This is a genomic window from Aquamicrobium soli (assembly GCF_042646345.1).
GTDB classification, from domain to species: domain Bacteria; phylum Pseudomonadota; class Alphaproteobacteria; order Rhizobiales; family Rhizobiaceae; genus Mesorhizobium; species Mesorhizobium soli_A.
This window is the reverse complement of the sequence record NZ_JBHRTK010000031.1, coordinates 125,466-148,138: the sequence shown is the minus strand read 5'-3', so window position 1 is coordinate 148,138 and position 22,673 is coordinate 125,466. Positions and strand designations below refer to the sequence as shown.

Here is a 22,673-nt window from a genome sequence, read left to right as displayed (position 1 = left end):
CTCTTCCCTTTTGAGAGGGAGAGGCGGTCCGCGAAGCGGGCCGGAGTGGGGGTCTGTCGCACCATATTCGATTGCACTGCCGCAAAGTGGTCGACGATCGAAAGCGAGCCACCAAAGTCCCCCTCCCCCTTGTGGGGAGGGGCTAGGGGTGGGGGTATGAAGCGCACGCCCCCTGCACCCTCCGGCACTGGAAAAAGCCTCACGTAATCACGCTGGGCCTGTCGCGGCCGGTGTGGCGGCGGATGCCGGCAATGTCGTCGGCGGCGGCGATCAGGTCGGCCAGTGCCTGCTGTGTCTCGATGTCGTGCTTTTTCGGGTCGGGTTCGTAGCGCTCCATGTAGACGCGCAGCGTCGCCCCGGACGTGCCGGTGCCCGAAAGCCGGAACACCACGCGCGATCCGCCCTTGAACAGCACCCGTACGCCCTGATGCTCGCTGACCGAGTGATCCACCGGGTCGTGGTAGGAAAAGTCGTCGGCCTTCTCGACCGTCAGCCCGCGCACCGTCGTGCCGGGCAGCGAGCCGAGCTTGCCGCGCAGTTCGTCGATCAGCGCATTGGCCCTCGCGCTTTCCACTTCCTCGTAGTCGTGGCGCGAATAATAGTTGCGCCCGTAGGCCGCCCAGTGCTTCTCGACGATCTCCTTCACGCCCTCGCCGCGCGCGGCGATGATGTTGAGCCAGAACAGCACCGCCCACACGCCGTCCTTCTCGCGCACATGGTTCGAGCCGGTGCCAAAGCTTTCCTCGCCGCACAGCGTCACCTTGCCGGCGTCAAGCAGGTTGCCGAAGAACTTCCAGCCGGTCGGCGTCTCGTAGATGCCGACCCCGAGTTTTTCGGCCACGCGGTCGGAGGCGGCACTCGTCGGCATCGAGCGGGCAATGCCGGCAATCCCCCTGGCATAGCCTGGCGCCAGCGTCGCATTGGCGGCGATGATGGCGAGGCTGTCGGAGGGCGTGACGAACATGCCCTTGCCGACGATCATGTTGCGGTCGCCGTCCCCGTCCGAGGCCGCGCCGAACTCGGGCCCGGCAGCGCTCATCACGTCGTCGTAGAGGTGTTTGGCATGGACGAGGTTGGGGTCGGGATGGTGGCCGCCGAAATCCGGCAGCGGGTGATAGTTGCGGCAGGTGCCTTCCGCAGCCCCCAGCCGGTTTTCGAAAATCTCCTTGGCGTAAGGCCCGGTCACAGCATGCATGGCGTCGAAGCGCATGCGGAACCCTGATTCAAAAAGCTTGCGCAACGCCTTGAAATCAAACAGCCCTTCCATCATCTCGGCATAGTCTTTCACCGGGTCGACGACCTCGACCGTCATGCCTTCGAGCGTGGTGGTGCTGACCGTGTCGATGTCGACGGCCGGGGCATCCGCGATCCGGTATTCCTTGATCGCCTTCGACTTGGAGAAGATCGCGTCGGTGATCTTTTCAGGTGCGGGGCCGCCGTTCTCGGCATTGTACTTGATGCCGAAATCCTCCTTCGGGCCGCCTGGGTTGTGGCTGGCCGAAAGGATGATGCCGCCGAAGGCCTTGTGCTTGCGGATGAGGTGCGAGGCCGCGGGCGTCGACAGGATGCCGCCCTGCCCCACCATCACCTTGCCGAAGCCGTTGGCGGCGGCGATGCAAAGCACCTTCTGGATGACCTCCCGGTTGTAGTAGCGGCCGTCGCCGCCCAGCACCAGCGTCTTGCCCTTGAATCCGTCCAGCGCGTCGAAGATCGACTGGATGAAGTTCTCGGCATAATTTTCCTGGCTGAACACCGGCACCTTCTTGCGAAGGCCCGAGGTGCCGGGTTTCTGGTCGTCATAGGGTGTGGTGGCAACGGTACGGATCATGCGGCGGCGGCCTTTCCCGATAGAAGCTTTTCGTACAGCGCAACGTATTTCTGCGCGCTTTTATCCCACGATACATCGGCTTTCATGCCCTGGCGCTGAATAGCGGCCCACATCACGGGGTCTTGATAGGCCTCGGCCAGACGCCGCATGGCATGAACGAGGGCCGCGGTGTCGTTGGGAGCGAACTGGAAACCGGTGGCGACGCCCGCCGACAATGCCGCCTCGTTGGCGTCGATGATGGTGTCGGCAAGGCCGCCGGTGCGCGCCACCACCGGCACGCAACCATAGCGCAGGCCGTAAAGCTGGGTGAGCCCGCACGGCTCGAAGCGCGACGGGATGACGATGGCGTCGGCGCCGCCCTGCATCAAATGCGACAGGCTCTCGTCATAGCCGATGACGACGCCGACGCGGCCGCGATGGCGGGCCGCGGCAGCCAGAAGCGCGCCTTCCAGCCCGGCATCGCCCGAGCCGAGAATGGCCAGCCGGATACCCGACGCCACCAGCCCGTCCACCGCCGGAATGAGCAGGTCCATGCCCTTTTGCCAGGTCAGCCGGCTGACGACGCAGACGATCGGGCCGTCGCCGGGCGCCAGCGAAAAGCGTTCTTCCACCGCCGCCTTGTTGGCCTTGCGCGCCTTCAACGTTTTCGCCGAATAGCGAGCGGCCAGATGCGCGTCGGCAGCGGGGTTCCAGACCTCCACGTCGATGCCATTGACGATGCCGAAAAGGTCGCCGGCGCGCAGGTTGAGCAGGCCGTCCAGCCCCATGCCGAATTCCGGGGTGCGGATTTCCTGCGCATAGGTGGGCGAAACCGTCGTGATCGCCGATGCCGCCTGCAAGCCGGCCTTCAGGAAGCCGACGCCGCCGTAATATTCCACCCCGTCGATCGCCATCGCCTGCGCCGGCAGGCCGAGGTCGCCGAAGATACCGGCGCCGAACTGCCCCTGGAAGGCGAGGTTGTGGACCGTAACCAGCGACGGCGTCGCCGCCGCCCCGCCATAGCGCATATAGGCCGGCGTCATCGCCGACTGCCAGTCATGCGCATGCACGATGTCTGGGCGGTAGCCTTCCACCGCGCCAGCGGCGATGTCGGCGCCGACATGCCCGAGCGCCGCGAAGCGCCGCCAGTTGTCCTGCCAGTCGCTTCCGGTGGCATCACCGTAGGGACCGCCGGGGCGATCGAACAGATGCGGCGCATCGAGGACGAAAAGATCGAGCCCGGCGAGCTTGACTGCGTGTACCGAGGCCTTGCCGCCTTGCAGCACGGAATAGGAAAGAACCGGCTTTTTCTTCCGGAAAGCGTCCATCACCGCCGGATAGCCGGGGATCAGCGTGCGCATGGCGACGCCCTTGCCGGCCAGCGCGAGCGGCAGCGCGCCCGCCACATCGGCCAGCCCTCCGGTCTTGATCAGCGGATAGATTTCCGGAGTGACGGAAAGGACGTTCATCGCCGGCACCCGGATCTAATGGGTGGGCGTCGCGGCCCACCTTCCTCTAGCTTGCCGGCCATACCCCCACCCCCGACCCCTCCCCACAAGGGGGAGGGGAACCTGGCCGGCACTGCATTCAATTTTCTTGCCGGTGATCCTCGCAGATAAAAACGGGGCGCAAATCCCCCTCCCCCTTGTGGGGAGGGGTCAGAGGTGGGGGTAGATATCTCAGCCAATGCTCACGCCTCCAGCCTGTCGATCATCGGCTGGGTGATCAGGCAGATGCCTTTTTCCGAGACGCGGAAGCGCTTGGCGTCGAGTTCCGGGTCCTCGCCGACCACCAGCCCCTCCGGGATGCGCACGCCATGGTCGAGCACCACCCGGCTCAGCCGCGAGTTGCGGCCGACGGTGCAGTCGGGCAGCATCACCACTTCTTCCAGCTTCGAATAGGAATTGATGCGCGCGCCGGTAAAGATCAGGCTGCGGCGCAGCGAGGCGCCGGAGATGATGCAATCGCCCGAGACCAGCGACGAGATCGCCTCGCCACGCCTTCCGTCCTCGTCATGCACGAACTTGGCCGGCGGCTTCAGTTCGGCATAGGTCCAGATCGGCCAGTCGCTGTCATAGAGGTCGAGCTCGGGCGTGATGTCGGTGAGATCGATATTGGCCTCCCAATAGGCGTCCACGGTGCCGACGTCGCGCCAGTAGGGCAGCGCCTCCTGCGTCGAGCGCACGCAGGACTTGGCGAAGCGATGCGCGACCGCCTTGCCGCCCTTGACGATGGCCGGGATGATGTCCTTGCCGAAGTCGCGGCTCGAATTGGGGTCGGCGGCGTCCTGGCGCAGCAGTTCCATCAGGAATTTCGTCCTGAACACGTAGATGCCCATCGAGGCCAGCGCGAAATCCGGCTTGTCGGGAATGCCGGGCGGGTCGGCCGGTTTCTCGACGAAGGCGATGATGTTGTCCTTCTTGTCGACATGCATGACGCCGAAGCCGGTCGCCTCCACGCGCGGCACCTCGAGGCAGCCGACCGTCACGTCGGCATTGGCGTCGACGTGCTGGCGCAGCATCAACTCGTAGTCCATCTTGTAGATGTGGTCGCCGGCCAGGATCACCATGAATTCCGGGCCGTAGCTCTCGATGATGTCGATATTCTGGTAGACGGCATCGGCCGTGCCCTCGTACCACTGCGTTTCCGAGACGCGCTGCGAGGCCGGCAGGATATCGAAGCTTTCGTTGCGCTCGGGCCGCAGGAAATTCCAGCCGCGCTGCAGGTGGCGGATCAGCGAATGCGCCTTGTACTGGGTGGCGACGCCGAGGCGGCGGATGCCGGAGTTCAGCGCATTGGAAAGCGCGAAGTCGATGATGCGGGTCTTGCCGCCGAAATAGACGGCGGGCTTGGCGCGGCGGTCGGTCAGTTCCTTGAGACGGCTGCCACGGCCACCGGCCAGCACATAGGCCATGGCATCGCGCGCCAGCGGTTGGGTCCGTTTCGTCTCCACCATTTCTACAGCCTCCCCTTGAAACTCACTGCGGAGCAAATTCCAGCATGATCGTCGCCAGCGGCGGCAGCAACATCACCGCCGAAATTTTTCCACCCTCGGCGCGCGCCTCGACAGCCCCGCCATTGCCCTTGCCGGAACCGCCATAGGCGCTGGCGTCGGTGTTGATGATTTCGCGCCAGACGCCTTCGGCCGGCAGCGGCACGCGGTAGCTTTCGCGCGGGACCGGCGTGAAATTCGAGATCACCGCGATCGGGTTCTCGCCGGGCGCGCTGCGCAGCCAGGCAAAGACCGAATTTTCGCTGTCGTCGACGATCAGCCAGGAAAAGCCTTCCGGTTCGCAGTCGCGCGCATGCAGCGCCGGGCGCGAGCGGTACAGGCGGTTCAGATCGCGCAGCGTATCGCGCACGCCGCGATGCGGGGCATAATCGAGCAGGTTCCAGTCGAGCGCGCGCGCTTCCGACCATTCGCGGCGTTGTGCGAACTCCTGGCCCATGAACAGGAGTTTCTTGCCCGGATAGCCCCACATGAAGGCATAGAAGGCGCGCAGCGTGGCGAATTTCTGCCAGTCGTCCCCCGCCATTTTTTCCAGCAGCGTGCCCTTGCCATGCACCACCTCGTCATGGCTGAGCGGCAGGACGAAGTTCTCGGAAAAGGCGTACATCAGGCCGAAAGTGAGGTCGTTGTGGTGGAACTTGCGGTGCACGGGCTCGCGGGAAAAATATTCCAGCGTGTCGTGCATGAAGCCCATGTTCCACTTGAAGCCGAAGCCAAGCCCGCCTTCGTGGACCGGCTGCGACACCTTCGGCCAGGAGGTCGATTCCTCGGCGATGGTCATGACGCCCGGATGGTGGCCGTAGAGCTCCTTGTTCATGCACTGCAGGAAGCGCACCGCCTCCAAATTCTCGCGCCCGCCCTTCTCGTTGGGCAGCCACTCGCCCGCCTTGCGCGAATAATCGAGGTAGAGCATCGAGGCCACCGCATCGACGCGCAGGCCGTCGACGTGGAATTTTTCGGCCCAGTAAAGCGCATTGTTGACGAGGAAGGAAACGACCTCGCGGCGGCCGAAATTGTAGATCGCCGTGTTCCAGTCCGGATGGAACCCCTTGCGCGGATCGGCATGCTCGTAAAGGGCGGTGCCGTCGAACTTCGCCAGCCCGTGCTCGTCCACCGGAAAATGCGCCGGCACCCAGTCGAGAATGACGCCGATGCCAGCCCGGTGCGCGCCGTCGACGAAGCGTGCGAAGCCGGCCGGATCGCCGAAGCGCGCGGTCGGCGCGTAAAGCCCCGTCGTCTGGTAGCCCCAGGACGGATCGTAGGGATATTCGGAGATCGGCAGGAACTCGATATGGGTGAAGCCGGTGTCGACCACATAGGGGATAAGCCGCTCGGCCAGTTGGTCCCACGACAGGAACGAACCGTCGTCGCCGAGTTGCCACGAACCGGCATGCACTTCGTAGATCGAGACCGGCTGGCGGCGCAGGTCCGCCTTGCGCCAGTAGGCGCGATGCGCCTCGTCGCCCCATTCATGCGCGAGCGGCGGCGCCGTCACCGACGCGGTCGCCGGACGCAATTCGGACTGGAAGGCGAACGGATCGGCCTTCAGCGGCAGGCGCGCGCCGTCCGGCCCAAGAATTTCATATTTATAGGCGCGCCCGGCGCCGATATCGGGCAGGAACAATTCCCAGATACCGGTATCGCGGCGCTCGCGCATCGGGTGGCGACGGCCGTCCCATCCGTTGAAGTCGCCGACGACCGAGACGCGCCGGGCATTGGGCGCCCACACCGCGAACTGCACGCCGGAAGCGCCCTCATGCTCGATCAGGTGCGCGCCGAGCTTGTCGAACAGCCGCAGATGCGAGCCTTCGGCGATGTAATAATCGTCCATCGGCCCCAGCACCGGCCCGAACGAATAAGGGTCGATCAGCCACCACTCGCCGCCTTCATTGCGGGCGTGGTAACGTAGCGGCTGGCGCTTGCGGATGGAGAGCTTTCCCTCGAAGAAGCCGGCATCGTCGCTGCGGGCAAGCTCGCCCGCCTTCCTGCCGGCCAGCGTGAAGGCGGCGACGAATTCCGCATGGGGGATGAAGCAACGGGCGAAAAACGCCTTTCCTGCCTGCTGGACACCCAGAACCGCGAAGGGGTCGCCATGCGTACCGGCAACGATCGCCTCGATATCCCCAGCCGCCGCCAGCCCTTCGCAGGCATTGTCAGCAGTGGCTCGCGGTTTCTTCGCCAACTGGACCCTCTCCTCGACGCCGGCGCAGTTCAGCGCCGTCCTCATGCAATCACATCACACCGGTACGTTCCAGATTTCTTTGGCGTATTCGCGGATGGTCCGGTCGGACGAGAACCAGCGACCTGACGCTTCCGCCCTGTCCGCCCGGTCATTCCTCGTAGAGTTCCCGCAACACGCGCAAAGCCTGCTTCAATACCTCGTCGGGAACCTGGCCCAGGTTCTTCACCAGCCTCCGCTTGTCCAACGCCCGCGCCTGTTCCAGAAGAATCAACCCTTCGACGCCCTGAAACGATATCGGGACCCGAAAACCGGCCGGCCGGCTTCCCGAAGTCATCGGCGCCACGATAACCGTACGCAGATGGTCGTGTATCTCCGGCGGTGAAACGATCAGGCAGGGCCGCGTCTTGCGGATTTCGCTGCCGATCGTCGGATCGAGCGCGGCCAGCCAGACGTCCCCGCGTTTCACCATGTGAAGTCGGCGTCCTCGTCGTTGGCGAATTCGGGCCACGCAGGTTCATCGCCCTCCGCCGCGAGGCGCTGGGCGTCCTCCGCCCACCCCTCGCGTACCGGCGGGGCGGCACGCTCTATCACGATACGCCCCTGCTCGAAGCGCAGATTGACGTTGTCACCCGCCTGCGCCCCCAGTTCCGCCAGCAGTGGCTTCGGGATGATGATCCCGGCCGAATTGCCGATTTTTTTCACTGCGCTCAACATTGCCGTCTCCATGACCGTGTTGAACCATATAGTAGTGCGGCCGCCTGTTACAACAATGTTATCACGTACTCGCTCCCATCACACCGGTACGTTCCAGATTTCCTTGGCGTATTCGCGGATGGTCCGGTCGGACGAGAACCAGCTCATATGGGCGACGTTGCGGATGGCGCGGGCGTACCAGTCGGGGCTGTCGCGCCAGACGTCGTCGACGGCGCGCTGCGTGGCGGCGTAGGCGTCGAAGTCGGCGGCGACCATGAACCAATCGTGCTGGTAGAGCCCGTCCATGAGGTCGCGGTAGCGGGAAGGATCGCCGGGCGAGAACACGCCGGAGGAAACCGCCGCGATCGCCTGCGACAGTTCCCGCGAGGCCTCGACGACGGCACGCGGCTCGTAGCCGTTGGCGCGGCGCTCGGCCACTTCCTCGGCGGTCAGCCCGAAGATGAAGATGTTCTCGTCGCCGACGCGCTCCCTGATCTCGACATTGGCGCCGTCGAGCGTACCGATGGTGAGCGCGCCGTTCAGCGCGAACTTCATGTTGCCGGTGCCGGAGGCTTCCATGCCGGCGGTCGAAATCTGCTCGGAGAGGTCTGCGGCCGGCATCATCACTTCGGCGGCGCTGACATTGTAGTTGGGCACGAACACCACTTTCAGCAGGCCGCGCACGGACGGGTCGCCGTTGATGACACGGGCGACGTCGTTGGCCAGTTTGATGATCAGCTTGGCGTTATGGTAGCTCGGTGCCGCCTTGCCACCGAAGAATTTTACCCGCGGGGTCCAGTCCCGCTCGGGGTGCGAACGGATTTGGTCGTAAAGGGAAATGGCTTCCAGAATATTCAAGAGCTGGCGCTTGTATTCGTGGATGCGCTTGATCTGGATATCGAACAGCGCCGACGGGTCGACCTTGATGCCGAGCCGCTCGGCCACCAAGTTGGCGAGCCGCGCCTTGTTCGCGCGCTTCACGGCAGCGAATTTCTCGCGGAACGCCGCATCGCCCGCCAGCTTGCCGAGGTCGCCGAGCGCCTCGATGTCGTCGAGGAAGCGGTCGCCGATCGCCTCGCGCGCCAGCCCGGTCAGGCCGCTGTTGCACTGGAACAGCCAGCGGCGCGGCGTGATGCCGTTGGTCTTGTTGTTGATGCGCTCGGGATAGAGGCGGTGCAGGTCGGCGAACACCGTCTCCTTCATCAGTTCGGTGTGCAGGGCCGAGACACCGTTGACCGAATGCGAGCCGATGAAGGCGAGGTTGCCCATGCGCACGCGGCGGTCGCCGTTTTCCTGGATCAGCGAGATGCTGGCGATCTGGCCGCCGTCGAAACGGCCGGTGGTGCGCGCTTCCAGGAGCACGGCCGCATTGATGGCGTAGACGATCTGCATATGGCGCGGCAAAAGCCGCTCGAACAGCGGCACCGGCCAGCTTTCCAGCGCCTCCGGCAGCAGCGTGTGATTGGTATAGGCGAAGGTGCGCCGGGTGACGTCCCAGGCCTGGTCGAAATCCATGCCGTGGACGTCGATCAACAGCCGCATCAGTTCCGGCACGGCAATGGCCGGATGGGTGTCGTTGAGGTGGATCGCCGCCTTGTCGGGCAGCGAGGAAAGGCCGCCATACTGGCTGAGATGCCGCTGCAGGATGTCCTGCAGGGAAGCGGAGGAGAAGAAATACTCCTGCCGGAACCGCAGTTCCTGCCCTTCCTTGTGGGAGTCGGCCGGGTAGAGCACGCGCGACAGCGTGTCGGCCTTGTTGCTCTCGGCCAGCGCGCCGACATAATCGCCGGCATTGAAGCGGTCGAGCAGGATCGGGTCGACCGGCATGCCCGACCACAGCCTGAGCGTATTGACGCGGTTGGCACGCCAGCCGACCACCGGCGTGTCGTAGGCGACCGCCAGCACGCGCTCGTTCGGGTGCCAGACATGACGCTCGTCCGCGCCCTCCGGCCCGGCGACCGACTCGACGGCGCCGCCGAAGCCGACCTCGAAGGCGCGCTCGCGGCGCTCGAATTCCCACGGGTTGCCATGGTCGAGCCAGGTTTCCGGCAGTTCCACCTGCCAGCCGTCCTGGATCTCCTGCCGGAACATGCCGTTGGCGTAGCGGATGCCGTAGCCGTGCGCCGGAATGTCAACGGTGGCCATGGATTCCATGAAGCAGGCGGCCAGCCGCCCCAGGCCGCCATTGCCGAGTGCCGCATCCGGCTCCAGCGCCGCGATCCTGTCCAGATCGACGCCGAGCGAGGAAAGCGCCTCGCGCATCGCCTCCATCAGGCCGAGGTTGGAGAAGGCGTCGCGCATCAGCCGCCCGATCAGGAATTCCAGCGACAGGTAGTAGACGCGCTTTTCCTGCCTTTCGTAGGCTTCCTTGGTGCCCTTCATCCAGCGGTCGATGACGCGGTCGCGCACCACCTTGATCGAGGCGGTCAGCCAGTCATAGGGCGTGGCGACGGTCGCGTCCTTGCCGATGCGATATTTCAGCGCCTGCAGGACTTCGGCCGCCAGCACGCTGGGAGCGGGATTTTCCGGCAGGGATATGTTGGTCGCGCGCGCCATGTCGTTTCTGCTGCTGTCCTTGCTGGGGCCATCGCCGCGCCGCTACAGGGTCTGAATGCTAAATCGATTTAGAGCCTGTCGGCAAGCGGTAACGGCTGTTTCTCCCAGCGATCTACGGATAAACGAACCCGCCATCAAGCAGCGACAGCAGCCTCCGGTGGCACCTTGGCGCCGGTCATGAAGGCCACGGCGTCCGACATCGTGTATTCCTTGGGATCGATGACGGTGAGACGGCGTCCGAGCCGATGGATATGGATGCGGTCGGCCACCTCGAAGACATGCGGCATGTTGTGCGAGATCAGCACGATCGGCAGGCCGCGCCGCTTTACGTCGAGGATCAGTTCCAGGACGCGGCGGCTTTCCTTGACCCCGAGCGCGGCTGTCGGTTCGTCGAGGATGATGACCTTCGAGCCGAAAGCGGCTGCGCGGGCCACGGCGACGCCTTGGCGCTGGCCGCCCGACAGCGTCTCCACCGCCTGGCCGATGTTCTGGATGGTCATCAGGCCGAGCTCGGAAAGCTTTTCGCGCGCCCGCTTTTCCATGGCCGGCCGGTCCAGCATGCGCAACCACTCGCCGAGGAAGCCCGGCTTGCGCAGTTCGCGCCCCAGGAACATGTTGTCGGCAATGGAAAGCGCCGGCGACAAGGCAAGGTTCTGGTAGACCGTCTCGATGCCGGCCTTGCGCGCCTCCATCGGCGACTTGAAGGAGACGAGTTCGCCGTCGAGGCGGATTTCGCCCTCGTCCGGCGTCACCGCCCCCGAGATCGCCTTGATGAGCGAGGATTTTCCGGCGCCGTTGTCGCCGATCACCGCCAGGATTTCCCCCGGATAGAGATCGAAATCGGCCGCGTTTAGGGCCGTGACGCGGCCGTAGCGCTTGACCAGACCGCGCGCCTGAAGAAGAGGCTTCTGTTCCATCAGCCGGCTACCTTTCTGATCCACTGGTCGACCGCGACGGCGGCGATGATGAGGGTGCCGATCAGCAGGTAGGTCCATTGCGGATCGGTGCCGATGAGCCTGAGCGCCAGCGAGAAGACGCCGACGATCAGCGCACCGAACAGCATGCCGAGGATGGAGCCGCGCCCGCCGAACAGCGACACGCCGCCGATCACCACGGCGGTGATCGATTCGATGTTGGCGAACTGGCCGGAGGTGGGCGAGACCGAGCCGATGCGCCCGATCAGCGCCCAGCCGGCCAACGCGCAGATCAGCCCGGCCAGCACGTAGACGGAAATCAGCATGCGCGAGACGTTGACGCCGGACAGTTCGGCCGCTTCCGGGTCGTCGCCCACGGCATAGACGTGCCGGCCCCAGGCGGTGTGGTTGAGCACGTACCAAAGGATCAGCACCAGAACCACCATGGTAATGACGCCGTAGGTGAAGACCGCGCTGCCCAGGCGCACGCTTTGTCCGAAGAATTGCAGGATCGGCGCCTGCGCCTCTATCTCCTGCGCGCGGATGGTCTCGTTGGCGGAATAAAGGAAGTTGGCGGCGAGCACGATCTGCCACGTCCCCAGCGTCACGATGAAGGGCGGCAGCCGCATGCGCGCCACCAGGAAGCCGTTCAGCCAGCCGCAGGCGGCGCCTACGGCAAAGCCGCACAGGATGGCGAGCGGCGCCGGGAGCCCGTAGCGGAAGGTGAACTGGCCCATCACCACCGACGACAGCACCATGATCGCGCCGACCGATAGGTCAATGCCGGCCGTCAGGATGACGAGTGTCTGCGCCGCGCCGACGAAGCCGACGATGGCGACCTGCTGCAGGATCAGCGTCATCGAGAAGGCCGAGAAGAAACGACCGCCGATGATCACCGCAAAGACCAGAAGCGAGGCGACAAGAACGATGAGCGGAACAGCGGCGGGGCTTGCGTGCAGGAAATGCTGCACCTTCTCCAGCCCGGACCGCTCGCTGACCTCGAAATTCGCGACAGCGGTATCGCTGCCGGAAAGCGCCTTCTCGAATTCCTGTGGTTGCCGGGCGTTCGCCGAAGCCTCACTCATGCAAATCTCCTCCCCATGGGTCTGCACCCGGTGCCGCGGCGCGGGCGAAACCGCGCCGCGGCACCGTCATTTTACCTTTTACCCAAAAGGCAGCGACTTCAACCCCAGCACTTGGCCAGGCCTTCCTTGACGTCGATGGACTCGACGCCTGGAGCCGGCTTGGCCGTGACCAGGTTGACGCCCGTGTCGACGAAGGTCTTGCCCTCGGTCGGCGACGGCTTCTCGCCGGTGTCGGCGAACTTCTTGATCGCCTCGATGCCGAGCGCGGCCATCTGCAACGGATATTGCTGCGAGGTCGCGCCGATGACGCCGGCCTCGACGTTCTTGACGCCCGGGCAGCCGCCGTCGACGGAGACGATCAGCACGTTGTTCTCCATGCCGACGGCTTTCAGCGCCTGGTACGCGCCGGCGGCGGCAGGTTCGTTGATGGTGTGGACGACATTGATGGACGGATCCTTCTGGAGAAGGTTCTCCATCGCCTGGCGCCCGCCCTCCTCGTTGCCGTTGGTGACGTCATGGCCGACGATGCGCGGATCGTCCTCGTCGCCGATCTTGTTGATGTCCTTGGTGTCGATGCCGAAACCCTTCATGAAGCCCTGGTCGCGCAGCACGTCGACGGTCGGCTGCGACGGCGTCAGGTCGAGGAAGGCGATCTTGGCATCCTTGGCCTTGTCGCCGAGCGTGGCGGCGGCCCATTTGCCGATCAGTTCGCCGGCCAGGAGATTGTCGGTGGCGAAGGTCGCGTCGGCGGCGTCGGCCGGCTCGAGCGGCGTGTCGAGCGCGATGACCAGCATGCCGGCATCGCGGGCCTTCTTCAGCGTCGGCACGATGCCGGCCGTATCCGAGGCGGTGATGAGGATGCCCTTGGCCCCGTCGGCGATGCAGCTTTCGATGGCCGCGACCTGGCTTTCGCTGTCGCCGTCGATCTTTCCGGCATAGCTCTTGAGATCGACGCCCAGTTCCTTGGCCTTGGCGGTCGCGCCTTCCTTCATCTTCACGAAGAACGGATTGGTGTCGGTCTTGGTGATCAGGCAGGCCGAAACGCCGGCGGCGGACGCAGGCGCGCTCACCACCGCAAGCCCAAGTGCCGATACGCCCAACAAGGCTGCGCGCAAAACGGATTTCTTCATCGGTTGCTTCTCCCAGAAAGCCAGTTGACGCCGGACCATACCGGGTCATCATGCGGGACCGGCGCGGTCCGCGCCCCTCCCCACGTGATCAAAGAACACCAGCACCCAGCCAGAGTCAATAATTAAATCACTCTTATTTATTATTGACAGGGACGACCTCCTTTCGCATGCTGACGGCAATATGTCGAAGGCTGGAGGGATGGTGGACAGCGGCGTTATCAGGGGTGGGCCGCGCGGGCCGGCGGCGGGGCAGTTTCATCGCGGCACCAACCAGAGCGGCATGCGCGACCATAACGAGCGGCTGGTGCTGTCGCTGGTGCGCCAGAACGGCAGCCTCGCCAAATCCGACATCGCGCGCATGACCGGCCTGTCGGCGCAGACGGTCTCGGTCATCATGCGCAAGCTCGAGGACGACGGGCTGCTGTTGCGGCTGGAGCCGGTGCGCGGGCGCATCGGCCAGCCGTCGATCCCGATGGCGCTCGACCCGCACGGCGCCTTCTTCGTCGGCCTGAAGATCGGCCGCCGCAGCATCGAGATGGTGCTGATCGATTTTCTCGGCAACGTCCAGGAACGGAAGCAGAAGACCTACCGCTACCCGACGCCCGACGCCGCGCTGGATTTCGCCGCCACGGCGCTCAAAGAGATGCGGAGCCGCCTTTCCCCCGCGCATGACCAGCGCATCGCCGGGCTCGGCATCGCCATGCCCTTCGAACTGTGGAACTGGGCCGATGCCGTCGGCGCGCCGGAAGCCGTGCGGGAGGAATGGCGCCGCTGCGACATGCGCGCCGACATCCAGGCGCTGTGCCCGTTTCCGGTCTTCCTGCAAAACGACGCCACGGCGGCCTGCGGCGCCGAACAGGTGTTCGGCCAGGCGGGGAGCCTCCGCAACTTCGTCTACTTCTACATCGGCGCCTTCGCCGGCGGCGGCATCGTGCTCGACGGCCGCCTTTATGGCGGGCCGACGGGCAATGCCGGCGCGCTCGGCTCGATGCCGGTGCCGGGCTCGAACGGCAAGCCGGCGCAGTTGATCGACATCGCCTCCATAGCCATGCTGGAAAAGGCCATTCTCGCGCGCGGCGGCGACGCCTCCGCCCTTTGGGAAACGCCCGAGGACTGGGGCGACGGCCCCGGCCCCGACCTGCCCGCATGGATCGAACGCGCCGCCGATGCGCTGGCCTACGCGATCACGGCGGCGGCGGCCGTCATCGATTTCGAGGCCGCCGTCATCGACGGGTGGATGCCGCTCTCCGTCAGGCGGCAACTCGTCGCCGCCGTCAGCAAGGCGATCAGCAAGGTCGACGGCGAGGGCCTCGCCCTGCCGGAGGTACGGGAAGGCACGATCGGCATCCACGCCCGCGCCATGGGCGGCGCCAGCCTGCCGCTCTCCGAACGCTTCCTCGTCGGGCCGACTTCGCTCGCCGGAAATTTTTGATATCAAGCCTCGTCTCCACAAGGAGATTCATGGCTGGAGAGAAGAAGCATGATCGTCTGTTGCGGTGAAGCCCTGATCGATATGCTGCCGCGCCGCTCGGAAGCCGGCGAGCCGGCCTTCGCGCCCTATGCGGGGGGAGCGGTGTTCAACACGGCGATCGCGCTCGGGCGGCTCGGCGCGCCGGCGGAATTCCTTTCCGGCCTTTCCACCGACCTGTTCGGCCAGCAGATCATGCGCGTCCTGGCCGAGAGCAAGGCCGGCACGCGCTACGCACACTTTTCGGCCCGGCCGACGACGCTTGCCTTCGTCGACCTGAAGGACGGCCACGCCAGCTATGTCTTCTATGACGAAGGCACGGCCGGGCGCATGCTGTCGCCGCAGGACCTGCCTACCCTCGCCGACGACGTCTCGGCACTGCTGTTCGGGGCGATCAGCCTCATTCCCGAGCCCTGCGGCTCGACCTACGAAGCGCTGATGGCGCGCGAGCACGGGAAGCGCGTCACCATGCTCGACCCCAATATCCGGCCCGGCTTCATCCCCGACCGCGCCCGCCACGCCGAGCGCATCCGCCGCATGGTGGCGATGGCCGACATCGTCAAGCTGTCGGACGAGGACCTTGCCTGGTTCGACGAGCCCGGCACCCAGGAAGAGGTGGTCCGCCGCTGGCTCGATCGCGGTCCCAGGCTGATCGTCATCACCCAGGGCGCCAAGGGGGCGGTCGCCTACAGCCGCTCGCACACCGTCGCGGTGCAGCCGCAAAAGATCGCCGTCGTCGACACCGTCGGGGCCGGCGACACCTTCAACGCGGGCATTCTCGCCTCGCTGCATGAGCAGAACCTGTTGAGCAAGACGGCCATCGCCGACCTTTCGGAAGAGGCGATCCGGCAGGCGCTGACGCTGGGCGCGCAGGCCGCCGCCGTCACCGTCTCGCGCGCCGGCGCCAACCCGCCATGGCGCCACGAGATCGGCGGGGGCGACTGACCGGGGCTTCCTTCCGCCTGTACCAACCATTGCAGACTTTCGCGACAAGCCCATCTCTGATACCAGCGGCGCAACAATTCAGAAGCGAGATCGTCATGCAGTTCATCGACCTTGGTGCGCAGCGCGCAAAAATCCACGACAGGTTGAAGGCGGCGGTGGAACGCGTCGTCGAGGGCGGGCGCTACATTCTCGGGCCGGAAGTCGCGGAATTCGAGCAGAAGCTGGCCGCCTATGCCGGCGTCGAGTATGTCGTGGCCTGCGCCAACGGCACCGACGCCCTGCTGTTGCCTCTCTACGCCTCCGGCATCGGCCCGGGCGACGCGGTGTTCGTGCCGAGCTTCACCTTCGCCGCGACGGCGGAAGTGGTGGCGCTGGCCAAGGCCGAGCCGGTGTTCGTGGACGTCGACGCGTCCACCTACAACATCGACATCGCCAGCCTCGAAGCGGCAATCGCCATGGTCAAGAAGGAAGGCCGCCTGCAGCCGAAGGCGATCATCCCGGTCGACCTGTTCGGCCTTGCAGCCGACTACGATGCCATCATGGCGATCGCGGAACGCGAAAACCTGCTGGTGATCGAGGACGCGGCGCAGTCGATGGGCGGTTCGGCCGACGGCACGATGTGCGGCGCGTTCGGCCATGTTGCCGGCACCAGCTTCTACCCCGCCAAGCCGCTCGGCTGCTATGGCGACGGCGGCGCGATGTTCACCAACGACGCGGCGCTGGCCGACAAGCTGCGTTCCTATGCCTTCCACGGCAAGGGCGAGACGCAGTACGACAACGTCCATGTCGGCATCAATTCGCGTCTCGACACGCTGCAGGCGGCGATCCTGATCGAAAAGCTCGCCATCCTCGAGGAAGAGATGGTCGCCCGCCAGAGGGTCGCCGGCCGCTATGCGGAGGGGCTTTCGGACGTGGTGAAGGCCGCGAGCAACCTCGGCCATGGCCGCTCGGCCTGGGCGCAATACGCCATCGAAACGCCGAAGCGCGACGGGCTGAAGGCGCATTTGCAGGAAAAGGGCATTCCCTCGGTCATCTACTACGTCAAGCCGCTGCACCAGCAGGTGGCCTATGAGCGCTACCCGCGCACGCCGACCGGCCTCAAGGTTTCCGAGGAACTGCCCAACCGCATCCTGTGCCTGCCGATGCATCCCTATCTCAGCGAAGCCGACCAGGACCGGGTCATCGAGACGATCCGCAACTATGTCGGCTCGAATTCGGCGCAGGCGGCGGAGTAGCCGCTGGCGCGCTGCTACGAGCTCTGCCCGTAGCAGGCGAGATACCATTCCACGAAGCGGGGGCAATGCCCCGAAACTGAAACGGCCGGCCTACCCAGGCCGGCCGTTTCATCATTGATATCGGCTCTTCCGGCTGGCGGCAGCCGCCGGAAGAGCGCCGCGATTACTTCGTGCGCAGGAAGTCGAGGCTCCAGACCGCCGGCACCAGGCTTGCCGCGAGCGCAATCTTGACGAGGTCGCCGACGATGAAGGGAACGACGCCGAACTGCCAGGCGGCCGGCGCGCCGATCAGCGTGGCCAGCCAGGAGTAGCCCATCGCCATCATGATGACTTCGGCAACCAGCATGGTCCCGAACAGCTTGAAGACGTTGCGGTCCCAGCCGCGGTCAGCCGCCCAGCCGATGATCGCCGTCATCACCACGAAGCCGGCCAGATAGCCGCCGGTGGTTCCGAGCATGTAGGCGATGCCGATGCCCTTTTCCGGCGTGCTCTGGAAGACCGGGAGGCCTGCTGCGCCTTCGGCGAGGTAAAGCAGCACCGTCGCCAGACCCAGCCGCCAGCCGAAGGATGCGGCGATCAGCGACACGGCGAGCGTCTGCAGGTTCATGTCGACCGGGCCGAGCACGACCTTGGTCTTGGCCGAGATAGTCAGGAGCAGCGTTCCGGCCACGGCCAGGAATATCTGCATCGCCAGACGCGACGCGCCTTCACGCGGCAGGGCGAGGGACGCCAGGGGACGCATCGTCGTTGCAACAGCCATGATCTTCTCCAATTCAATTCGGTGCCGACGCCGTGTTGCGGCTCGCATTTTCCTATATGGGCTTCCATGCTAAGCGGCAATCGGTTTTGCCTGTTTCGTCACATCCTGCGAGAGCATCCGGTCATGCCCCTTAGTTTCGACCTCGTTTTCGAGCCGTCCTACGGCAAGGCAGTCGAGGTCGCGGCGGGTGTCGCGCGAATCACCGCCAACAACCCGAGCCCGTTCACCTTCCACGGTACCAACAGCTATCTCGTCGGCACGGACACGCTCGCCGTCATAGACCCCGGCCCCGACGACGACCGCCATTTCGACACGCTGATGGCCGCGATCGGCAAGCGCCCGGTCAGCCACATCTTCGTCAGCCACACGCACAAGGACCATTCGCCGCTGACGGTGCGCCTGAAGGCTGCGACCGGCGCCGTCGTGCTGGCCGAGGGACCGCACCGCTCGGCCCGCGAACGCCGCCCCGGCGAGGTCGGGCTCGACGCCAGCGCCGACCTTGCCTTCCGGCCCGACCGGCGGCTGGCCGATGGCGAGGTCGTCGACGGCGGCGAGTGGCGGCTGAAGGCGGTGCTGACCCCCGGCCATGCCGCCAACCACGCCGCCTTCGCGCTGGAAGGCACCGGCATCCTGTTTTCGGCCGATCACGTCATGGGCTGGTCCACCACCATCGTGGCGCCGCCGGACGGCAGCATGGCCGACTACATGGCCTCGCTGGACAAGCTGATCGGGCGCGGCGACCGCCTGCTCCTGCCCGGCCATGGCGGCCCGGTGAGCCGGCCCGCCACCTTCATGCGCGGCCTCAAGGCCCACCGCAAGATGCGGGAGCGCGCCATCCTCGAACGCATCCGCCTGGGCGACCGTACCGTCAAGGCGATGGTCGAGGCAATCTACCGCGGCACCGACCCACGCCTGCACGGCGCGGCCGCCCTGTCGGTGCTGGCGCATCTGGAAGATCTCGTCGCACGCGGCCTGGTGCATGCCGAGGGCAGCCCGGCCATCGAGGCGACCTACACGCCGGCGGCGTGACGCTCGCGAAAGGCTGAACCCTGTCCTACTGCGCGGCGGCCGCGCCGACGAGGCCGGCCACCTGCTGGTCGAGTTCGGCCAGGAAGGCGGTGATGCGGCACGCATTGTCGCCGAGATCGTGGCGGCCGTAGCGCGAGGCCGAGCGCATGTCGACCAGCGTGGCGTCGTCGTCATCGGCCGTGACGCGGATGGAAACGTCGGCAGGCAGGTCGAGAATGAAGCTCGGGGCCACCGCGCCGATGGTCGCTTCTCCGGCGTCCTCCGCATCCACGTCCGGCCCCTCGACCTTACTCCAGCCCTGGCGCAAAAGCACCGTCTGGACGGCCGCCAGCGTCTCATCGAAGGGCAACTGGTAGCGCCGGCCGGTCACCAGCGGGTAGTGCTGCGCCTGCAGCCGCTGCTCGCCGGGGCTTTGCGGCAGAAGCGCGTTCATGCTGCCGGTGCGGCCCGTCGCCGTGGGCAGCGCCGGCGGGTTCTCGGCATCGGTGGTCACCGCCTGCAAGGGCGGCTCGGTCAGCATCAGATAGGCGACGACGCCATAGGGCGAGAAGACCAGCAGCGCGAAGATCACGCCGAAGGCGACGTCGCGGCCGCCGCTGTCGCCGAAGGTCCAGACGCGGGAAAAGGCGAAAGCGGCCAGTATCAGCGAAAAGGCGGCGAGCAGCGCCACCAGCGCCAGCACCCACAGATAGCCCAGCGTCTCGACCACCCCGAAATGGTGCCCGGTCCACACGACGATGCCGAGCACGGCCGCGAAGGCGGCCACGCGGCGGCACCAGCCGCTCGCTCTCGATCTGCGCTGTTCGCGATATTGCCTCATCGTCGCCCGGCTGTGCCGGAGCCCGGCGTCATCCGCCCTGCCCCCGATTCGTCCTTTGAGCGACTATGCGTCAGTCGCCCGGCAACCGATAGTCCTCGAACTGCCGCCGCAGCGCCGTCTTCCTGATCTTGCCGGTGGCGGTATGGGGTATCTCGTCGACGAAGGCGACGTCGTCGGGCAGCCACCATTTCGCGACCTTGCCTTCGAGGCAGGCGAGGATATCGGCCTTGGCCGTTTCCCGGCCCGGCTTCAGCACCACCACCAGCAGCGGTCGTTCGGTCCACCGGGAGTGCCTGACGCCGATCACCGCCGCCTCGGCGACATCGGGATGGCCGACGGCGAGGTTTTCCAGCGCGATGGTGGAAATCCACTCGCCACCCGACTTGATGACGTCCTTGGCGCGGTCGGTGATCTCCATGTAGCCGTTCGGGTCGATATGGGCGACATCGCCGGTGTCGAACCAACCCTGCTCGTCGAACTGCTCCGGGCCGGCGCCGCCGTAATAGGCGCTGGCGACCGCCGGTCCGCGGACCTTGAGCCTGCCGAAGGTCCTGCCGTCCCAGGGATGTTCCCTGCCCTCGTCGTCGGTGACCTTCATCTCCACGCCGAAGGGCGCGAAGCCTTGTGTCTGCTGCACGTCGAGGCGCTGTTCGCCGGTGCGGCCGGCGTATTCCGGCTTCAGCGCGCAGAGCGTGCCGAGCGGCGACATCTCGGTCATGCCCCAGGCGTGGATGACCTCGACGCCGTATTGGTCCTGGAACTTCTGGATCATCGAACGCGGGCAAGCCGAGCCGCCGATCACCACCTTGTCGAGATAGGGCAGTTTCTTTCCCGTCTCCTCCAGATATTGCAGCAGCATCAGCCACACGGTGGGGACGGCGGCGGTGAAGGTCACCTTTTCGGTGTCCAGGAGCTCGTAGATCGAGGCGCCGTCCATCTTCGCGCCGGGCATCACCATCTTGGCCCCGACCATCGGCCCGCTCTGGCCGAGCCCCCAGGCGTTGGCGTGGAACATCGGCACCACCGGCAGCACCACGTCACGCGAGGAAAGGCCCATGGCATCGGGCATCGAGGCGATCATGGCATGCAGCACGTTCGAGCGGTGGCTGTAGAGCACGCCCTTCGGCTCGCCGGTCGTGCCGGAGGTGTAGCACATGCCGGCGGCGGTGTTCTCGTCAAAGCTTTTCCAGGCGAAGCCGTCCTGCGCCTCCTCCAGCCATTCCTGGTAGGCGACGGCACCCGGCAGCGCCGTCTCGGGCATGTGCGCCCGGTCGGTCAGCACCACGAAGCGGCGGAGCGAGTCGACCTGCGCGGCCAGTTTTTCCGCCAGCGGCAGAAACGTCAGGTCCACGAACAGCGCCTTGTCTTCGGCGTGGTTCATGATCCAGGCCAGTTGCTCGACATGCAGGCGCGGGTTGAGCGTATGGTAGATCGCGCCGATGCCCATGATGCCATACCAGGCCTCGAGGTGGCGCGCGGTGTTCCAGGCAAGGGTGGCGATGCGGTCGCCCAGGGCGAAGCCGTCGCGCTCCAGCCTGTCCGCCAGCCTGAGCGCGCGGCGGCGCAGTTCCGCATAGGTGGTGCGCACGATCGGCCCTTCGATCGAGCGCGAGACGACCTCGCGATTGCCATGCTGGTTAGCCGCGTTGTCCAGCAGCTTATGGCAAAGCAGCGGCCATTCCTGCATCAATCCAAGCATGGCGTCCTCCCTTTCCCCATTGTGAAACGATTGCGCGCAATGTCCAGCGACGAGTTTCGGCGACGGCGGCAGGGCGTATTGGACAATGGTCGCATTGTCACAATGCAGCCATGAGGCCGCGTAAAATCCGCGCGTGGTGGGGTGCAGCAGCGAATGGATGAGGTTCGCATGGCCGAGCAGCTCGACGAGCAGGAGCTCGAAAATTCATTGGCCGAAAGCCTGGCGGAACTCGTACCCGACAAGGGCGAGACCGTCACCCAGGATGCGTTCGCCGAAGTGGTCGACGGGGCGCTGGAAGCGGTCGGCGGCCGCCTGCTGTTCAAGATGCAGGTCGAGGCCGACGGCCAGCGCCAGCATGTCGCGGCGGCTTCCGTGGGCGACGGCGACCAGCGCCAGTTCCTGCTCCTGACCCTGCCGGTGGACGGCGGCGCGCTCAAGGTGGAAACGGCCGCGAAAAGCACCAGCCCCGCGGCCGGCATCGCCGCCGCCTATGCCGGCCTGATGGACGTTCTGCAGGCAGCGGCCTGAGACAGCGCCAGCCGCCCCGCTTCAGGAAGACGGAACGGGCGTAGTCGTGCCGTCCGAGCCGTTGGCGGGGACGTCCGAGAGCCGCACGAAGGCGAAACCCCTGGCCTTGAGTTCCATAATGGCCCTGGCCACGCCCTCCCCTGCCGAATGGCGCGGCTGGTTGATATGGGCGATCACCACGTCGCCGTCACGCGCCGAAGCGATACGCTTTTCCGCCACCTTGCTGCCCAGCAGCGAACCGCCGTCCCCGTTCAGCGAATAGCCGGCGACGCGAAAGCCCATCCTGCGGATGCGCTCGATGGCGGAGCGGCTGTAGCGGGCGGTCGAGCCCCTGAACCAGCGCGGGTTATCGCCGCCGGCATCACGCACGGCGCCGGCGCCACCCTCGACTTCCGCATCGACCGCGGCAGCCGAACCGGCGGCGGCGATGCCGTAAACCTTCATCGGCCGGTCGATGGCCGGGATATGCTTCGCGCCGTGGTTTTCGATCTCGAACAGGTCCGGCTGCGCCAGCATCTCGGCGAAAGCGGCATGGTTGCGCTTCAGCCAGCGGCTGGTGACGAAGATGGTTGCGGGAATGCGGTTTTCGACCAGCACCGAGAGGATACGCCGGTCGACATCGCCCATGCAGGCATCGAAGGTCAGCACCACGCGCGGGGCCGCCGCACCGCCCGCCGCGATGTGCAGCGTCGGCTCGACGATATCGGCCGGCCTGGCGAAAGCCGTGCCGGCCTGGACCGTAGCCGCGACGAGGAGACAGCAAAGAAGGCGCATGGAACCTCCGGTTCGAGCCACGACGCATCGGCGGGGAA

19 protein-coding genes are annotated in these 22,673 nt (G+C 65.8%); 5 read left to right on the top strand and 14 right to left on the bottom strand.

Features of this window, described 5'->3' with window-relative positions:
* Positions 1-199: 199 nt before the first annotated feature.
* From ACFOHJ_RS22835 to ACFOHJ_RS22790, 10 genes are all read right to left on the bottom strand, one after another.
* Positions 200-1,828: an alpha-D-glucose phosphate-specific phosphoglucomutase gene (locus ACFOHJ_RS22835; protein ID WP_378225124.1), complete on the bottom strand. Its 1,629-nt coding sequence runs from the start codon at positions 1,826-1,828 to the stop codon at positions 200-202.
* A complete protein-coding gene (glgA, locus tag ACFOHJ_RS22830) occupies positions 1,825-3,276 on the bottom strand; it encodes a glycogen synthase GlgA (protein ID WP_378225122.1) in 1,452 nt (483 codons plus the stop codon). Before glgA ends, ACFOHJ_RS22835 begins: the two co-directional genes overlap by 4 nt.
* A 221-nt stretch (positions 3,277-3,497) precedes the next feature.
* Complete coding sequence (gene glgC / locus ACFOHJ_RS22825; RefSeq protein ID WP_378225120.1) at positions 3,498-4,763, bottom strand: glucose-1-phosphate adenylyltransferase; 1,266 nt, start codon at positions 4,761-4,763, stop codon at positions 3,498-3,500.
* Positions 4,764-4,785: 22 nt separating this feature from the next.
* The gene (glgB, locus tag ACFOHJ_RS22820; protein WP_378225119.1) at positions 4,786-7,044 is read right to left on the bottom strand and encodes a 1,4-alpha-glucan branching protein GlgB; all 2,259 of its coding nucleotides are present in this window, start codon (positions 7,042-7,044) and stop codon (positions 4,786-4,788) included.
* A gap of 103 nt (positions 7,045-7,147) precedes the next feature.
* Positions 7,148-7,468: a type II toxin-antitoxin system PemK/MazF family toxin gene (locus tag ACFOHJ_RS22815; RefSeq protein ID WP_378225118.1), complete on the bottom strand. Its 321-nt coding sequence runs from the start codon at positions 7,466-7,468 to the stop codon at positions 7,148-7,150.
* The gene (locus tag ACFOHJ_RS22810; protein ID WP_378225116.1) at positions 7,462-7,713 is read right to left on the bottom strand and encodes an AbrB/MazE/SpoVT family DNA-binding domain-containing protein; all 252 of its coding nucleotides are present in this window, start codon (positions 7,711-7,713) and stop codon (positions 7,462-7,464) included. Before ACFOHJ_RS22810 ends, ACFOHJ_RS22815 begins: the two co-directional genes overlap by 7 nt.
* A 78-nt stretch (positions 7,714-7,791) precedes the next feature.
* Positions 7,792-10,248, bottom strand: coding sequence for a glycogen/starch/alpha-glucan phosphorylase (locus ACFOHJ_RS22805; RefSeq protein ID WP_378225115.1), 2,457 nt, complete (start codon positions 10,246-10,248; stop codon positions 7,792-7,794).
* Between the two features lie 134 nt (positions 10,249-10,382).
* Positions 10,383-11,165 carry an ATP-binding cassette domain-containing protein gene (locus ACFOHJ_RS22800; RefSeq protein ID WP_378225113.1) on the bottom strand — a complete coding sequence of 261 codons (783 nt, stop codon included), beginning with the start codon at positions 11,163-11,165 and terminating at the stop codon, positions 10,383-10,385.
* A complete protein-coding gene (locus tag ACFOHJ_RS22795) occupies positions 11,165-12,247 on the bottom strand; it encodes an ABC transporter permease (RefSeq protein WP_378225112.1) in 1,083 nt (360 codons plus the stop codon). Before ACFOHJ_RS22795 ends, ACFOHJ_RS22800 begins: the two co-directional genes overlap by 1 nt.
* 98 nt (positions 12,248-12,345) lie before the next feature.
* Positions 12,346-13,377, bottom strand: a complete 1,032-nt coding sequence (locus tag ACFOHJ_RS22790; RefSeq protein ID WP_378225110.1) for a sugar ABC transporter substrate-binding protein — start codon at positions 13,375-13,377, stop codon at positions 12,346-12,348.
* A 199-nt stretch (positions 13,378-13,576) separates the two neighbouring features.
* Between ACFOHJ_RS22790 and ACFOHJ_RS22785 the strand changes: the two genes are divergently transcribed.
* From ACFOHJ_RS22785 to ACFOHJ_RS22775, 3 genes are all read left to right on the top strand, one after another.
* Complete coding sequence (locus ACFOHJ_RS22785) at positions 13,577-14,809, top strand: ROK family transcriptional regulator (RefSeq protein ID WP_378225357.1); 1,233 nt, start codon at positions 13,577-13,579, stop codon at positions 14,807-14,809.
* Positions 14,810-14,857: 48 nt separating this feature from the next.
* The gene (locus ACFOHJ_RS22780) at positions 14,858-15,790 is read left to right on the top strand and encodes a carbohydrate kinase family protein (protein WP_378225108.1); all 933 of its coding nucleotides are present in this window, start codon (positions 14,858-14,860) and stop codon (positions 15,788-15,790) included.
* A gap of 95 nt (positions 15,791-15,885) precedes the next feature.
* Positions 15,886-17,025 carry a DegT/DnrJ/EryC1/StrS family aminotransferase gene (locus ACFOHJ_RS22775; protein ID WP_378225105.1) on the top strand — a complete coding sequence of 380 codons (1,140 nt, stop codon included), beginning with the start codon at positions 15,886-15,888 and terminating at the stop codon, positions 17,023-17,025.
* A gap of 163 nt (positions 17,026-17,188) precedes the next feature.
* Here ACFOHJ_RS22775 and ACFOHJ_RS22770 read toward each other — a convergent pair whose 3' ends face one another.
* Positions 17,189-17,785, bottom strand: coding sequence for a biotin transporter BioY (locus ACFOHJ_RS22770; protein WP_378225103.1), 597 nt, complete (start codon positions 17,783-17,785; stop codon positions 17,189-17,191).
* Positions 17,786-17,908: 123 nt separating this feature from the next.
* On the opposite strand from ACFOHJ_RS22770, the gene ACFOHJ_RS22765 reads away from it, so the two are divergent.
* Positions 17,909-18,814 carry an MBL fold metallo-hydrolase gene (locus ACFOHJ_RS22765; RefSeq protein WP_378225101.1) on the top strand — a complete coding sequence of 302 codons (906 nt, stop codon included), beginning with the start codon at positions 17,909-17,911 and terminating at the stop codon, positions 18,812-18,814.
* A 25-nt stretch (positions 18,815-18,839) separates the two neighbouring features.
* Here ACFOHJ_RS22765 and ACFOHJ_RS22760 read toward each other — a convergent pair whose 3' ends face one another.
* On the bottom strand, positions 18,840-19,580 hold the full coding sequence (locus ACFOHJ_RS22760) for a DUF1499 domain-containing protein (RefSeq protein ID WP_378225099.1): 741 nt from the start codon (positions 19,578-19,580) through the stop codon (positions 18,840-18,842).
* 124 nt (positions 19,581-19,704) lie between these two features.
* Positions 19,705-21,333: a long-chain-fatty-acid--CoA ligase gene (locus tag ACFOHJ_RS22755; RefSeq protein WP_378225097.1), complete on the bottom strand. Its 1,629-nt coding sequence runs from the start codon at positions 21,331-21,333 to the stop codon at positions 19,705-19,707.
* A 168-nt stretch (positions 21,334-21,501) separates the two neighbouring features.
* Here ACFOHJ_RS22755 and ACFOHJ_RS22750 point away from each other — a divergent pair, with 168 nt between their 5' ends.
* Entirely contained in the window at positions 21,502-21,861 is a 360-nt protein-coding gene (locus ACFOHJ_RS22750; RefSeq protein WP_378225356.1) for a hypothetical protein, read from the top strand.
* A 21-nt stretch (positions 21,862-21,882) separates the two neighbouring features.
* Here the strand turns inward: ACFOHJ_RS22750 and ACFOHJ_RS22745 are convergent, their stop codons facing one another.
* Positions 21,883-22,635 (bottom strand): polysaccharide deacetylase family protein, encoded by a 753-nt coding sequence (locus tag ACFOHJ_RS22745; protein ID WP_378225095.1) that lies wholly within the window; start codon positions 22,633-22,635, stop codon positions 21,883-21,885.
* Between the last annotated feature and the right edge of the window lie 38 nt (positions 22,636-22,673).